Consider the following 13,812-nt stretch of genomic DNA (forward strand, 5'->3'; position numbering starts at 1 on the left):
CCTGATAAGCGTAGCGTCATCAGGCTTAGAAGCGCCATCCGGCATGAATTTTAAAAAGGGGCTTTTGGCCCCTTTTTTGTCTGGAGAATTTATTATGGCGAAAGAATTTGGTCGCCCGCAGCGCGTGGCCCAGGAGATGCAAAAAGAGATCGCAATCATCCTGCAACGCGAAATTAAAGACCCACGTTTGGGCATGATGACCACCGTATCTGGTGTTGAAATGTCCCGTGACCTGGCCTATGCCAAAGTGTTTGTCACCTTCCTGAACGACAAAGATGAAGCTGCCGTAAAAGCAGGCATCAAAGCGTTACAAGAAGCTTCTGGTTTTATCCGCAGCCTGCTGGGCAAAGCGATGCGTCTGCGTATCGTGCCGGAACTGACCTTCTTCTACGACAACTCGCTGGTCGAAGGGATGCGCATGTCCAACCTGGTGACTAACGTGGTTAAACACGACGAAGAGCGTCGTGTGAACCCGGACGACAGCAAGGAGGACTAATGAGTCGTCCTCGTCGTCGCGGCCGCGATATCCACGGCGTATTGTTGCTGGATAAACCGCAGGGTGCGTCCAGCAATGATGTGCTGCAAAAAGTAAAACGTATTTATAACGCCAACCGCGCTGGGCATACCGGCGCGCTGGACCCGCTGGCAACCGGCATGTTGCCGATTTGCCTCGGTGAGGCCACCAAGTTCTCCCAGTATCTGCTGGACTCCGACAAGCGTTATCGGGTGATTGCGCGCTTAGGGCAGCGCACCGATACATCGGATGCCGATGGGCAGATTGTGGAAGAGCGTCCGGTGACTTTCAGCGCAGAGCAGTTAGCTGCAGCGCTCGATAGCTTCCGTGGTGACACCCAGCAGGTACCGTCGATGTATTCGGCGCTGAAATACCAGGGCAAAAAGCTGTACGAATATGCTCGCCAGGGAATCGAAGTTCCGCGTGAAGCACGCCCGATTACCGTCTACGAACTGCTGTTTATCCGCCATGAAGGTAACGAGCTGGAGCTGGAAATTCACTGCTCGAAAGGCACGTATATCCGCACCATCATCGATGATCTTGGCGAGAAGCTGGGCTGTGGCGCGCACGTCATTTTCCTGCGTCGCCTGGCAGTGAGTAAATACCCGGTTGAGCGCATGGTGACGCTTGAGCACCTGCGTGATCTGGTTGAGCAGGCCGAACAGCAGGGCATCCCGGCTGCGGAGTTGCTTGACCCGTTACTGATGCCGATGGACAGTCCCGCTTCGGACTATCCAATCGTCAATCTCCCATCAACATCAGCGGTTTACTTTAAAAATGGTAACCCGGTGAGGACTTCTGGTGCACCGCTTGAAGGCCTGGTGCGCGTCACAGAAGGGGATGAAGCGAAATTTCTCGGTATGGGTGAAATCGATGACGAAGGCCGCGTGGCTCCACGCCGTCTGGTGGTCGAATACCCTGAGTAAGCCCCGCAGTGTGGCTTGCGATAACAGAGCGCTGCGGGTAGAATATCGCGGCTTAACGTCTGGCTAATTGTTTAACAATTAACGGACGTTATCTCAGGGCTGCTGAATTAGAGATCGGCACCCTTTCTTTCTTTTAAATTTGGAGTTCAAAATGTCTCTAAGCGTTGAAGCTAAAGCACAAATCGTTTCTGAGTTCGGTCGTGGCGCTAACGACAGCGGTTCTACCGAAGTTCAGGTTGCACTGCTGACTGCACAGATCAACCACCTGCAAGGTCACTTTGCAGAGCACAAAAAAGATCACCACAGCCGTCGTGGTCTGCTGCGCATGGTTTCTCAGCGTCGTAAACTGCTGGACTACCTGAAACGTAAAGATGTTGCACGCTACACCGCGCTGATCGAGCGTCTGGGTCTGCGTCGCTAATTCTAGCGAGTTTCAGAAAGAGGGGCCTTTATGGCCCCTTTTTTCCACCAGACGACCGCGATTTATAGAAAAGAATACCCGCAGAATCACTGCCTTGTGTTTCAGTTAACCCACTTGTTTGACTCTTATTGAGACAAAGTTGAGCTGGAATGACCAACACAGCAGTATTTTGAAAGATAACGGGTATAATGTATTGTTGTTGTAAATATTCTTCGTTGCAGAGGTTCGCGCGGCTAATGAGAGTCTTTATCCATCTGGGTTGAGGGTTGTCATTAGTCGCGAGGATGCAAAGAAGATCGGTTCCATCGGTTGGCATACGACAGCGTGTGCCACCACTCATTAAGAAAGGATAGAATTTTGCTTAATCCGATCGTTCGTAAGTTCCAGTACGGCCAACACACCGTAACGCTGGAAACCGGCATGATGGCGCGCCAGGCAACTGCCGCTGTTATGGTTAGCATGGATGACACTGCGGTATTCGTTACCGTTGTCGGTCAGAAAAAAGCGAAACAAGGCCAGGACTTCTTCCCGCTGACCGTTAACTATCAGGAGCGTACCTACGCTGCTGGCCGTATCCCAGGCAGCTTCTTCCGTCGTGAAGGCCGTCCAAGCGAAGGCGAAACCCTGATCGCGCGTCTGATTGACCGCCCGGTTCGCCCGCTGTTCCCAGAAGGCTTCGTGAACGAAGTTCAGGTTATTGCCACCGTTGTTTCCGTTAACCCACAGGTTAACCCAGACATCGTAGCAATGATTGGTGCTTCCGCAGCGCTGTCCCTGTCCGGCATCCCATTCAACGGCCCAATCGGTGCGGCCCGCGTGGGTTACATCAATGACCAGTATGTTCTGAACCCAACTCAGGACGAGCTGAAAGAAAGCAAGCTGGACTTGGTTGTTGCTGGTACTGAAGCTGCTGTACTGATGGTTGAATCCGAAGCTGAACTGCTGAGTGAAGACACCATGCTGGGCGCGGTAGTATTTGGCCACGAGCAGCAGCAGATTGTTATCCAGAACATCAACGACCTGGTGAAAGAAGCCGGTAAACCACGTTGGGACTGGCAGCCAGAAGCGGCAAACGACGCGCTGAATGCACGCGTTGCGGCACTGGCAGAATCTCGCCTGAGCGATGCTTACCGCATCACCGACAAACAGGAACGCTATGCTCAGGTTGATGTTATCAAATCTGAAACCATCGCGACTCTGCTGGCGGAAGATGAAACCCTGGACGAAAACGAACTGGGCGACATCCTGCATGCTATCGAGAAAAATGTTGTTCGTAGCCGCGTACTGGCTGGCGAACCACGCATCGATGGTCGTGAAAAAGACATGATTCGTGGTCTGGATGTGCGTACTGGCGTTCTGCCACGTACTCACGGTTCTGCGCTGTTCACCCGTGGTGAAACGCAGGCTCTGGTGACCGCGACTCTGGGTACTGCACGTGACGCACAGGTTCTTGATGAACTGATGGGCGAGCGTACTGACAACTTCCTGTTCCACTACAACTTCCCTCCGTACTCCGTAGGTGAAACTGGCATGGTCGGTTCTCCGAAACGTCGTGAAATTGGTCACGGTCGTCTGGCGAAACGCGGCGTGCTGGCAGTGATGCCGGAAGCTGACAAATTCCCGTACACCGTTCGTGTGGTTTCTGAAATCACCGAATCTAACGGTTCTTCTTCTATGGCTTCCGTATGTGGTGCTTCCCTGGCGCTGATGGACGCAGGCGTGCCAATCAAAGCGGCCGTTGCGGGTATCGCGATGGGTCTGGTGAAAGAAGGCGACAACTTTGTTGTTCTGTCTGACATCCTGGGCGACGAAGACCACCTGGGCGATATGGACTTCAAAGTCGCGGGTTCCCGCGAAGGTATCTCTGCACTGCAGATGGATATCAAAATTGAAGGTATCACCAAAGAGATCATGCAGGTTGCTCTGAACCAGGCTAAAGGTGCGCGTCTGCACATCCTGGGCGTGATGGAACAGGCTATCAACGCACCGCGCGGCGATATCTCTCAGTTCGCTCCGCGTATCCACACCATCAAGATCAATCCAGACAAGATCAAAGATGTTATCGGTAAGGGCGGTTCTGTTATCCGTGCTCTGACCGAAGAAACCGGCACTACCATCGAAATCGAAGATGACGGTACTGTGAAGATCGCAGCGACCGACGGCGAAAAAGCGAAACATGCTATCCGTCGTATCGAAGAGATCACCGCAGAAATCGAAGTGGGTCGTATCTATGCAGGTAAAGTGACCCGTATCGTTGACTTTGGCGCATTCGTTGCCATCGGTGGCGGTAAAGAAGGTCTGGTACACATCTCTCAAATCGCTGACAAGCGTGTTGAGAAAGTGACTGACTACCTGCAAATGGGTCAGGAAGTACCGGTTAAGGTTCTGGAAGTTGACCGTCAGGGCCGTATCCGTCTGAGCATTAAAGAAGCAACCGAGCAGTCTCAGCCTGCGAACGCACCGGAAGCTCCGGCTGCGGAACAAGGCGAGTAAGGTTTGCCTTTTGCCCTCCGCTTTTGCGGAGGGCACATTTATCTGGCAGGATGCCTTGTTTGCAGGCGGGGGACAGGACGTTCATCCAATTGTTGTCTTCGGGAGTGGGAAATGAAGCCTTTTTTGCGCTGGTGTTTCGTTGCGACAGCACTCACGCTGGCAGGATGCAGCAACTCTGCCTGGCGTAAGAGTGAAGTCCTCGCGGTGCCATTGCAACCGACGTTACAGCAGGAAGTGATTCTGGCACGCATGGAACAAATTCTTGCCAGTCGGGCTTTAACCGATGACGAACGCGCACAGCTTTTATATGAGCGCGGAGTGTTGTATGATAGTCTCGGTCTGAGGGCACTAGCGCGTAACGATTTCTCGCAAGCGCTGGCAATCCGACCAGATATGCCGGAAGTATTCAACTACTTAGGCATTTATTTAACGCAGGCAGGCAATTTTGACGCTGCCTATGAAGCGTTTGATTCTGTACTTGAGCTTGATCCAACTTACAATTATGCGCACTTGAACCGCGGCATCGCGCTTTACTACGGTGGCCGTGCGAAATTAGCGCAAGATGATCTGCTAGCGTTTTATCAAGACGATCCCAATGATCCTTTCCGTAGCCTGTGGCTTTATCTCGCCGAGCAGAAGCTCGATGAAAAGCAGGCCAAAGTCGCGTTGAAGCAACGCCTCGACAAATCGGATAAAGAGCAATGGGGATGGAACATTGTCGAGTTCTACCTGGGCAACATTGACGAGAAAACGTTAATGGAACGCCTGAAGGCGGACGCAACGGATAACACCTCGCTCGCTGAGCATCTCAGTGAAACCAACTTCTATTTAGGTAAGTATTACCTAAGTCTGGGGGACAGGGACAGCGCTACGGCACTGTTCAAACTGGCGGTTGCCAACAACGTACACAACTACGTTGAGCACCGATACGCATTGTTGGAATTAGCGCTCTTGGGCCAGGAGCAAGACGACCTGGCAGAATCGGACCAGCAATAGCTGACGTACACATCAGCCCGTAATCACTTTTGATTGCCATCACCTTCGCGGGTGAGGGCGTTGTTGTTCGTTAATACATCTAATTTGAGCCGGTTCACACTTTTAATGAAAATTACCGAAAATTTTCACGATAAGTTATGTAGACTGGCCGCCATTAATATCGAGGCACTTGTACTACATGGCTGAATTCGAAACCACTTTTGCAGATCTGGGCCTGAAGGCTCCTATCCTTGAAGCCCTTAACGATCTGGGTTACGAAAAACCATCTCCGATCCAGGCTGAGTGTATTCCTCACCTGCTGGGCGGTCGTGACGTTCTGGGCATGGCCCAGACGGGTAGCGGTAAAACCGCAGCGTTCTCTCTGCCGCTGCTGAACAATCTTGATCCTGAGCTGAAAGCACCACAGATTCTGGTGCTGGCACCGACCCGCGAACTGGCGGTTCAGGTTGCTGAAGCCATGACGGATTTCTCTAAACATATGCGCGGTGTAAACGTGGTTGCCCTGTACGGCGGCCAGCGTTATGACGTGCAATTACGCGCCCTGCGTCAGGGGCCACAGATCGTCGTCGGTACGCCGGGTCGTCTGCTGGATCACCTGAAACGCGGCACTCTGGATCTCTCTAAACTGAGCGGTCTGGTACTGGATGAAGCCGACGAAATGCTGCGCATGGGCTTTATCGAAGACGTTGAAACCATCATGGCACAGATTCCAGAAGGTCATCAGACCGCTCTGTTCTCTGCAACCATGCCGGAAGCGATTCGCCGTATTACCCGCCGCTTTATGAAAGAGCCGCAGGAAGTACGCATCCAATCTAGCGTGACCACTCGCCCGGACATCAGCCAGAGCTACTGGACTGTGTACGGTATGCGTAAAAACGAAGCGCTGGTACGTTTCCTGGAAGCGGAAGATTTTGATGCGGCGATTATCTTCGTACGTACCAAAAACGCGACTCTGGAAGTGGCAGAAGCGCTGGAGCGCAATGGCTACAACAGCGCTGCGCTGAACGGTGACATGAACCAGGCGCTGCGTGAGCAGACTCTGGAACGCCTGAAAGATGGTCGTCTGGACATCCTGATTGCAACCGACGTTGCGGCTCGTGGCCTGGACGTTGAGCGTATCAGCCTGGTGGTTAACTACGACATCCCGATGGACTCCGAGTCTTACGTTCACCGTATCGGTCGTACCGGTCGTGCGGGTCGTGCGGGTCGCGCGCTGCTGTTCGTTGAGAACCGCGAACGTCGTCTGCTGCGTAACATTGAACGCACCATGAAACTGACCATTCCAGAAGTAGAACTGCCGAATGCAGAACTGCTGGGTAAACGCCGCCTGGAAAAATTCGCCGCGAAAGTACAGCAGCAGCTGGAAAGCAGCGATCTGGATCAGTACCGTGCACTGCTGGCGCAAATCAAGCCAACGGCTGAAGGCGAAGAGCTGGACGTTGAAACTCTGGCCGCAGCATTGCTGAAAATGGCTCAGGGCGAACGTACTCTGATCGTTCCGCCAGACGCGCCGATGCGTCCACGTCGTGAATTCCGCGAGCGTGATGAGCGCTTTGAACGTCGCGGTGACCGTAACGATCGTGGTCCGCGTGGCGATCGTCCAGAGCGTAGTGGTGAAGACCGTCCACGTCGCGAACGTCGTGATGTTGGCGATATGGAACTGTACCGCATTGAAGTGGGCCGTGATGATGGCGTTGAAGTTCGTCACATCGTTGGCGCGATTGCTAACGAAGGCGACATCAGCAGCCGTTACATTGGTAACATCAAGCTGTTCGCTTCTCACTCCACTATCGAACTGCCGAAAGGTATGCCGGGCGAAGTGCTGCAACACTTTACTCGTACCCGCATCCTTAACAAACCGATGAACATGCAACTGATGGGTGACGCGCAGCCGCGTCCAGATCGCGGTGGTCGTGGTTTCGGCGGTGGCGAGCGTCGTGAAGGCGGTCGTAACTTTGGCGGCGGTGAGCGTCGTGAAGGTGGCCGTAGCTTCGGTGGTGAGCGTCGTGAAGGCGGCCGTGGTGATGGTCGTCGTTTCAGCGGTGAACGCCGTGAAGGCGGTCGTGGCCCACGTCGCGATGACGCTTCCGCAGCTCCGCGCCGTGACGATTCTTCCAGCCGTCGCCGTTTCGGTGGTGATGCGTAAGAAAACGCCGCTTGTTAGCGTAAAGTAAAATATACAGCCCTGATTGCGAAATCGGGGCTTTTTTTATTTCTTTTGTACTCATGTACTGGTACAGTGACGTCGTGCTATGAATGGCAAAGTATTTTTGACTGGAGAAATCGGCAAATGGCGACACTAACCACTACAGCGGCCCGGCCGTCCCTATTGGGCGGCGTGGTGATTATCGGCGGCACTATTATTGGCGCGGGAATGTTTTCCCTGCCGGTGGTCATGGCGGGTAGCTGGTTTTTCTGGTCAATGGCGGCGTTGGTCTTTACCTGGTTTTGCATGTTGCACTCCGGCCTGATGATCCTTGAAGCGAACCTCAATTACCGTATCGGTTCGAGCTTTGACACCATCACTAAAGATTTGCTGGGCAAACGCTGGAATATTATCAACGGCCTTTCTATCGCCTTTGTGCTGTATATCCTGACCTACGCCTACATTTCCGCAAGCGGCTCGATTTTGCATCACACCTTTGCCGAAATGTCGCTGAATGTGCCGGCGCGGGCGGCGGGCTTTGGCTTTGCGCTGCTGGTGGCTTTTGTGGTGTGGATGAGTACCAAAGCGGTGAGCCGGATGACGGCTATTGTGTTGGGCGCGAAAGTGATCACTTTCTTCCTGACCTTCGGCAGCCTGATGGGCCACGTGACGCCTGTCACGTTGTTTAACGTCGCCGAAAGTAATGCGTCCTATACGCCTTATCTGCTGATGACGCTGCCGTTCTGCCTGGCTTCTTTTGGCTACCACGGTAACGTTCCAAGCCTGATGAAATACTACGGCAAAGACCCACGCACGATTGTTAAATGCCTGGTTTACGGCACGCTGCTGGCGCTGGGGCTGTATACCGTCTGGTTGCTGGGGACGATGGGCAACATTCCGCGTCCAGAGTTTATTGGCATTGCGCAGAAGGGCGGCAATATTGATGTGCTGGTGCAGGCGCTGAGCGGCGTGCTGAACAGCCGTAGCCTGGATTTGTTGCTGGTGGTGTTCTCTAACTTTGCGGTGGCGAGTTCATTCCTCGGCGTAACGCTCGGTCTGTTTGACTACCTGGCGGATCTGTTTGGTTTTGATGATTCCGCTCTGGGGCGCTTTAAAACGGCGGTGCTGACCTTCCTGCCGCCGATTATTGGCGGGCTGTTATGGCCGAACGGTTTCCTGTACGCCATCGGTTATGCCGGGCTGGCGGCGACGATTTGGGCGGCGATTGTTCCGGCACTGCTGGCGCGCAAATCCCGTAAACGTTTTGGCAGCCCGAAATTCCGCGTCTGGGGCGGCAAACCGATGATTGCGCTGATACTGGTATTTGGTGTGGGTAATGCGCTGGTACACGTGCTGTCGAGCTTTAATCTGTTGCCCGTTTACCAGTAAACATCTTGCCTGATGGCGCTGCGCTTATCAGGCCTACGGTTACAATATATGTAGGCCGGATAAGGCATCGCCGCCATCCGGCAATCGGTGGCATAAAGCCTGATGGCGCTGCGCTTATCAGGCCTACGGCTGCAATATGTGTAGGCCGGATAAGGCATCGCCGCCATCCGGCAATCGGTGGCATAAAGCCTGATGGCGCTGCGCTTATCAGGCCTACGGCTGCAATATGTGTAGGCCGGATAAGGCATCGCCGCCATCCGGCAATCGGTGGCATAAAGCCTGATGGCGCTGCGCTTATCAGGCCTACGGTTACAATATATGTAGGCCGGATAAGGCATCGTCGCCATCCGGCAATCGGCGGCAGGCCTACAATAACTACCCTAATAATTCCTGCTTCACATCCATCGCCAGCCCAAACGAATGCAACCGCGCCTGATGATCGAAAATCTGGCCATTAACCATAATTTCATCGGCCTGCGTTTCTCTCAACACCGACTCCAGCCCGTGGCGAACTTTCGCCTTATCGCCCACCAATGACATTCTCAACGCCTGATCGACACCGTATTTTTCTGAGGGTGACCAGAAATGCGCCATGTTTTCAATCGGTGGCGGTAGCTGGCTGCTTTCAGCGCGACGCAGTTGGGTAAAAGCCTGCTGCATCGAGGTAAACAGGAACTCCGCATCGCGATTGCTATCGGCGGCAATAATATTGATACACACCATCGCATACGGTTTTTCCAGCCGCTCGGAAGGCTTGAAGTTAGTGCGGTACAGGTGCAGCGCCTGATGCAGCATATCTGGCGCAAAGTGTGAGGCAAAAGCGAACGGCAGCCCCAACTGTGCCGCCAGTTGCGCGCTGTACAAACTTGAACCTAATAACCACACCGGAATTTTTTCGCCATAACCCGGCACTGGACGCACCTGCGGGTTTGGCTCACGGGCATCAAACCAATCGACCAGTTCAGCGACATCGCGCGGGAAATTATCGATATCACCGCTCATATGGCGGCGCAGTGCGCGCATCGTCGGCTGATCGCTTCCCGGTGCGCGGCCTAAGCCCAAATCAATACGTCCTGGATACAGCGTGTTGAGCGTCCCGAACTGCTCGGCAATCACCAGCGGTGAATGGTTGGGGAGCATCACACCGCCAGAGCCTAAATGCAGCGTATGGGTATTCGCCGCCAGATAGCCAATCAGCACCGAGGTTGCCGCGCTGGCGATACCGGTCATGTTGTGATGTTCTGCAAGCCAATAGCGATGGTAGCCGCGCTGTTCAGCGAGCTTCGCGAGGTCGAGCGAATGGGAAAAGGCTTCTCGGGCAGAGGAACCCTGCGGGATAGGTGCGAGGTCTAGCACCGAAAACGAAACGGTTTTGTCAGTCATAACGGCTCACTTTGTTACAGCATGGTCATCAGATTGAAGGTCTTGTTCCAGCCGGATAATTCCGGCCAGAAAAGCTGCATCTTTAATACTGCATTAAAAATTGATGACTGTTGTTAACAAAGTGAGCTTTTTTATCAGGCTTGCAGCTCTAGCCCAGCCAGACGCTTCCAGTAACCATTACAGTCGCTGTTGGCGGTCAGCGGTAGCGGGGCGTCGCCATTTTCGTTGGCGCGGAACGCGTCGAGCATCGCGAATGTCTCGTTGCCCATCGGCGACAGGCGCACCATATCGACTAAGCCTTTCATCGACGTCAGCTCGTTACCGAGGTTATAAACATAGCCGCTCATGGTCTGAATACCGTTCAGCACAAACACCTGCTGGTTTTCCTGCGACAACATGCTGCGCCCGTTCGGATATTTAATGCAGCAGGTTTCACATTCGTCTTTCGGACGGTCTTCCGAACGCGCGGTAAAGCAGCGTGCGGAATAGGCCAGCGGCAGATGACCGTAGCTCAGTACTTCCACCTCAAACTTATCGCGGATGCCTAATTCCTCACACTGGGTGAGCAGGTTAACCAACCAATCGCGCGACAGTTCAACCGGCATACACCAGCGGGTCATGCCTTGCTTGAGTAGCAGACGTAGTGTGACTGCGTTATAGCAGTTCAACGCGTGACCGGCGACGAACGGCAGCTTACGCTCGGCGCACATATTAACCACGCCAAGGTCGCTGGCCTCCAGCAAAAACTCGCCATTTTCGACGTAGCGTTTCAGTTCGCCCAGTTCGGACGATGCCTGCACCAGTGCCAGCGTTGACAGCACCACTTGCTTGCCGCTTCCGGCCAGCGATTTTGCCATCTCCAGCCAGTCGCCGACTTTGGTGGCACGGCGCTTGCTGCACACCGCTTCGCCGAGGTAAATAGTATCCGCGCTGCTGGTGGCAGCCTGCTGGTAGAAATCTTCCAGCGTCTCTTTTGACCAGTAGTAAAGCACTGGCCCTAATGAATATTTCATGGTGGTTCCTACTGCCATTTACGGTGATACGCACCGAGGGTGGTCTGAGTACCTTCGGACATGGAGCCAAGCGTTTCCATCCAGGAAGCCTGCGGGACAAAGTTCTGCGGGTCTGCCATGCAGCGGTCAATGGCCTGACGCCACACTTTGGCGACCTGGCTCACGTACGCAGGGCTACGCTGACGGCCTTCGATTTTCACCGAGGCGATGTTGGCGGCCAGCAGTTCCGGCAGCAGTTCTAACGTGTTCAGGCTGGTGGGTTCTTCCAGCGCATGATAACGCTCGCCATCAACCAGATAGCGGCCTTTGCACAGCGTGGGATAACCGGCGTTTTCTCCGTCCTGATAGCGGTCAATCAGCACTTCGTTGAGGCGCGATTCCAGACCCTGAGGCGTTTGCTGCCAGCGCACGTAACGTGCCGGAGAACATGCCCCGACGGTGTTTGGCGACTCACCGGTGAGATAAGACGACAGATAGCAGCGGCCTTCCGCCATAATACACAGGCTACCGAAGGCAAAGACTTCCAGCGGTACTGGGGTCACGCGGGCTAATTGTTTTACCTGGTGAATAGATAGCACACGCGGCAGCACCACGCGCGCCACGTCGAAGTTACGATGATAGAAATTAATCGCCTCTTCGTTGGTGGCCGATGCCTGAACAGAGACATGGCGCTCAATATGTGGATAGCGCTCTGCGGCATACTCCAGCATGGCGAGATCGGCGAGGATCAGCGCATCAGCACCCAGTTGGGCCGCCATATCGACGGCGCGCTGCCAGCGGATGTAGCCATCCGGGTGCGCAAAGGTGTTGATCGCGATGTGCAGTTTGCGGCGATGCTGGTGCACGAAATTTACCGCTTCCTGCAATTTTTTCTCGGTAAAGTTAAGACCGGCGAAATGGCGGGCGTTGGTATCATCTTTCAGCCCGATATACACCGCATCGGCACCGTTTTCGATAGCCGCTTTCAGCGCCGGAAGGTTTCCGGCAGGGCAGAGCAACTCCATAATTCTTCCTGAGTTAGCGGCCCAGCAGGGGCGCATTATTGTTAATGAATGGGGATTTTAGTTAACCTATCGCTAATCATTTTTGATTTGAGGCAGACAAAGCGCATTGATGCCGCCAATAATCCATCTGATTCACGACATAATTGTTGATTTACGCCGCTATGTTGTTTATCTGGTATGGCAAAATAGCGGAACTATTGCATTCAGGGAGTAAAGCTTGTGTTGGATAAATTGCGTTCACGTCTGGTTCATGTCGCACCTACTTTAATGAGCGTGCCGGTGAAATTGACGCCGTTCGCCCTTAAACGCCAGGTTTTGCAGCAGGTCTTAAGCTGGCAGTTCCGCCAGGCGCTGAATGATGGCGAGCTGGATTTTCTCGAGGGGCGCTGGTTGAGCATTGAGGTGCGTGATATTGGCCTCAAATGGTTCACTTCCGTTGAGAATGAGCGCTTAATCGTTAGCGACTCCGCCCAGGCGGACGTTAGCTTCAGCGCAGATGCTAGCGATCTTCTGATGATCGCCGCGCGCAAACAGGACCCGGATACTCTCTTCTTCCAGCGCCGTCTGGTGATTGAAGGTGACACGGAACTGGGTCTTTATGTCAAAAATCTGATGGATGCCATTGAGCTTGAGCAGATGCCAAAAGCGCTACGCGTGATGCTCATGCAGCTAGCCGATTTCGTTGAGGCTGGCTTAAAATCACCATCAGAAACCAAACAGACTTCGGTAGGTGAGCCATGCTGATTCGAGTAGAAATTGGAATAGATGCCCCAGGCATCGACGCGTTACTGCGTCGTACCTTCGGCGGCGACGGCGAAGCCAATCTGGTTCGCGAGCTGCGTGAAGATGGCCTGATCACTCTGGGGCTGGTGGCAACAGACGATGAAGGCCATGTGGTGGGCTATGTTGCCTTTAGCCCGGTCAGCATTGAAGGCGAAGAACTCCAGTGGGTAGGGCTTGCGCCGGTCGCGGTGGATGAAGCCTATCGCGGCCAGGGTCTGGCACGCAAAATGGTTTATGAAGGGCTGGACTCTCTTAACGAGTTTGGTTACGCGGCTGTGGTGACGCTGGGCGATCCGGCGCTGTATAGCCGTTTCGGCTTTGAGCGCGCGGCGCAGTATGATCTGCGTTGCCGTTGGCCGGGAACAGAAGAGGCGTTCATGGTGCACCGTCTGGCGGATGATGCGCTAAATGGCGTCCACGGCCTGGTTGAGTATTCCGACCACTTCAATCGTTTTTAAGGCTGCTCAGTAGCGTTTCAAATGAACCGTCACCTGTGACGAGGCGCTCTTTCTGGCGCTTCGTTAACTGCTTAATGCGATACTCCAGGCGCAGCGCCAGCGAGTGCTCGCCCACTTCCCCTGCAAACGCCAGCCGCAGCTCGCCTTTGCCGCGCAGCGCTTTTGCGCCTTTACCGCTTTGATGCTGATGAAACCGCCGTTCAACATCGGTGGTGATACCGGTGTACAATTTGTCGTCCTCGGTACGGACGAGATACAAAAACCAACGCACGTGTGCCAACCTGTC

At 54.0% G+C, this 13,812-nt stretch carries 14 protein-coding genes; 10 read left to right on the plus strand and 4 right to left on the minus strand.

Annotated features, from left to right (window positions below; translation table 11 throughout):
- The first annotated feature begins 94 nt into the window (after window positions 1-94).
- From rbfA to mtr, 8 genes are all read left to right on the plus strand, one after another.
- Window positions 95-496 carry a 30S ribosome-binding factor RbfA gene (gene rbfA / locus AC6I4B_RS02830; RefSeq protein ID WP_049848849.1) on the plus strand — a complete coding sequence of 134 codons (402 nt, stop codon included), beginning with the start codon at window positions 95-97 and terminating at the stop codon, window positions 494-496.
- Window positions 496-1,440: a tRNA pseudouridine(55) synthase TruB gene (truB, locus tag AC6I4B_RS02835; RefSeq protein ID WP_497769450.1), complete on the plus strand. Its 945-nt coding sequence runs from the start codon at window positions 496-498 to the stop codon at window positions 1,438-1,440. Before rbfA ends, truB begins: the two co-directional genes overlap by 1 nt.
- 151 nt (window positions 1,441-1,591) lie before the next feature.
- Window positions 1,592-1,861, plus strand: a complete 270-nt coding sequence (gene rpsO, locus AC6I4B_RS02840) for a 30S ribosomal protein S15 (RefSeq protein WP_035891092.1) — start codon at window positions 1,592-1,594, stop codon at window positions 1,859-1,861.
- 357 nt (window positions 1,862-2,218) lie between these two features.
- Window positions 2,219-4,354 carry a polyribonucleotide nucleotidyltransferase gene (gene pnp / locus AC6I4B_RS02845; RefSeq protein WP_497769452.1) on the plus strand — a complete coding sequence of 712 codons (2,136 nt, stop codon included), beginning with the start codon at window positions 2,219-2,221 and terminating at the stop codon, window positions 4,352-4,354.
- Between the two features lie 111 nt (window positions 4,355-4,465).
- Window positions 4,466-5,350: a lipoprotein NlpI gene (nlpI, locus tag AC6I4B_RS02850; RefSeq protein ID WP_497769454.1), complete on the plus strand. Its 885-nt coding sequence runs from the start codon at window positions 4,466-4,468 to the stop codon at window positions 5,348-5,350.
- Window positions 5,351-5,455: 105 nt separating this feature from the next.
- Window positions 5,456-5,536, plus strand: a complete 81-nt coding sequence (gene yrbN, locus AC6I4B_RS02855) for a protein YrbN (protein WP_497771908.1) — start codon at window positions 5,456-5,458, stop codon at window positions 5,534-5,536.
- Window positions 5,529-7,496 carry a DEAD/DEAH family ATP-dependent RNA helicase gene (locus AC6I4B_RS02860; protein ID WP_497769455.1) on the plus strand — a complete coding sequence of 656 codons (1,968 nt, stop codon included), beginning with the start codon at window positions 5,529-5,531 and terminating at the stop codon, window positions 7,494-7,496. Before yrbN ends, AC6I4B_RS02860 begins: the two co-directional genes overlap by 8 nt.
- Window positions 7,497-7,640: 144 nt before the next feature.
- A complete protein-coding gene (mtr, locus tag AC6I4B_RS02865) occupies window positions 7,641-8,885 on the plus strand; it encodes a tryptophan permease (protein ID WP_497769456.1) in 1,245 nt (414 codons plus the stop codon).
- Window positions 8,886-9,260: 375 nt separating this feature from the next.
- Here the strand turns inward: mtr and AC6I4B_RS02870 are convergent, their stop codons facing one another.
- From AC6I4B_RS02870 to ubiU, 3 genes are all read right to left on the minus strand, one after another.
- Entirely contained in the window at window positions 9,261-10,268 is a 1,008-nt protein-coding gene (locus AC6I4B_RS02870; RefSeq protein WP_497769458.1) for a luciferase-like monooxygenase, read from the minus strand.
- 134 nt (window positions 10,269-10,402) lie between these two features.
- Window positions 10,403-11,281 (minus strand): U32 family peptidase, encoded by an 879-nt coding sequence (locus tag AC6I4B_RS02875; RefSeq protein WP_497769459.1) that lies wholly within the window; start codon window positions 11,279-11,281, stop codon window positions 10,403-10,405.
- 8 nt (window positions 11,282-11,289) lie between these two features.
- Entirely contained in the window at window positions 11,290-12,285 is a 996-nt protein-coding gene (gene ubiU / locus AC6I4B_RS02880; protein WP_497769461.1) for a ubiquinone anaerobic biosynthesis protein UbiU, read from the minus strand.
- Between the two features lie 219 nt (window positions 12,286-12,504).
- Here ubiU and ubiT point away from each other — a divergent pair, with 219 nt between their 5' ends.
- Both ubiT and AC6I4B_RS02890 read left to right on the plus strand, forming a co-directional pair.
- Window positions 12,505-13,029, plus strand: a complete 525-nt coding sequence (gene ubiT / locus AC6I4B_RS02885; RefSeq protein ID WP_497769463.1) for a ubiquinone anaerobic biosynthesis accessory factor UbiT — start codon at window positions 12,505-12,507, stop codon at window positions 13,027-13,029.
- The gene (locus AC6I4B_RS02890; RefSeq protein WP_497769464.1) at window positions 13,023-13,526 is read left to right on the plus strand and encodes a GNAT family N-acetyltransferase; all 504 of its coding nucleotides are present in this window, start codon (window positions 13,023-13,025) and stop codon (window positions 13,524-13,526) included. Before ubiT ends, AC6I4B_RS02890 begins: the two co-directional genes overlap by 7 nt.
- On the opposite strand, the gene AC6I4B_RS02895 is transcribed toward AC6I4B_RS02890, so the two are convergent.
- The gene (locus AC6I4B_RS02895; protein WP_497769466.1) at window positions 13,513-13,797 is read right to left on the minus strand and encodes a GIY-YIG nuclease family protein; all 285 of its coding nucleotides are present in this window, start codon (window positions 13,795-13,797) and stop codon (window positions 13,513-13,515) included. The genes AC6I4B_RS02890 and AC6I4B_RS02895 overlap by 14 nt on opposite strands.
- Between the last annotated feature and the right edge of the window lie 15 nt (window positions 13,798-13,812).

This window comes from Kluyvera fluvialis, assembly GCF_059725275.1.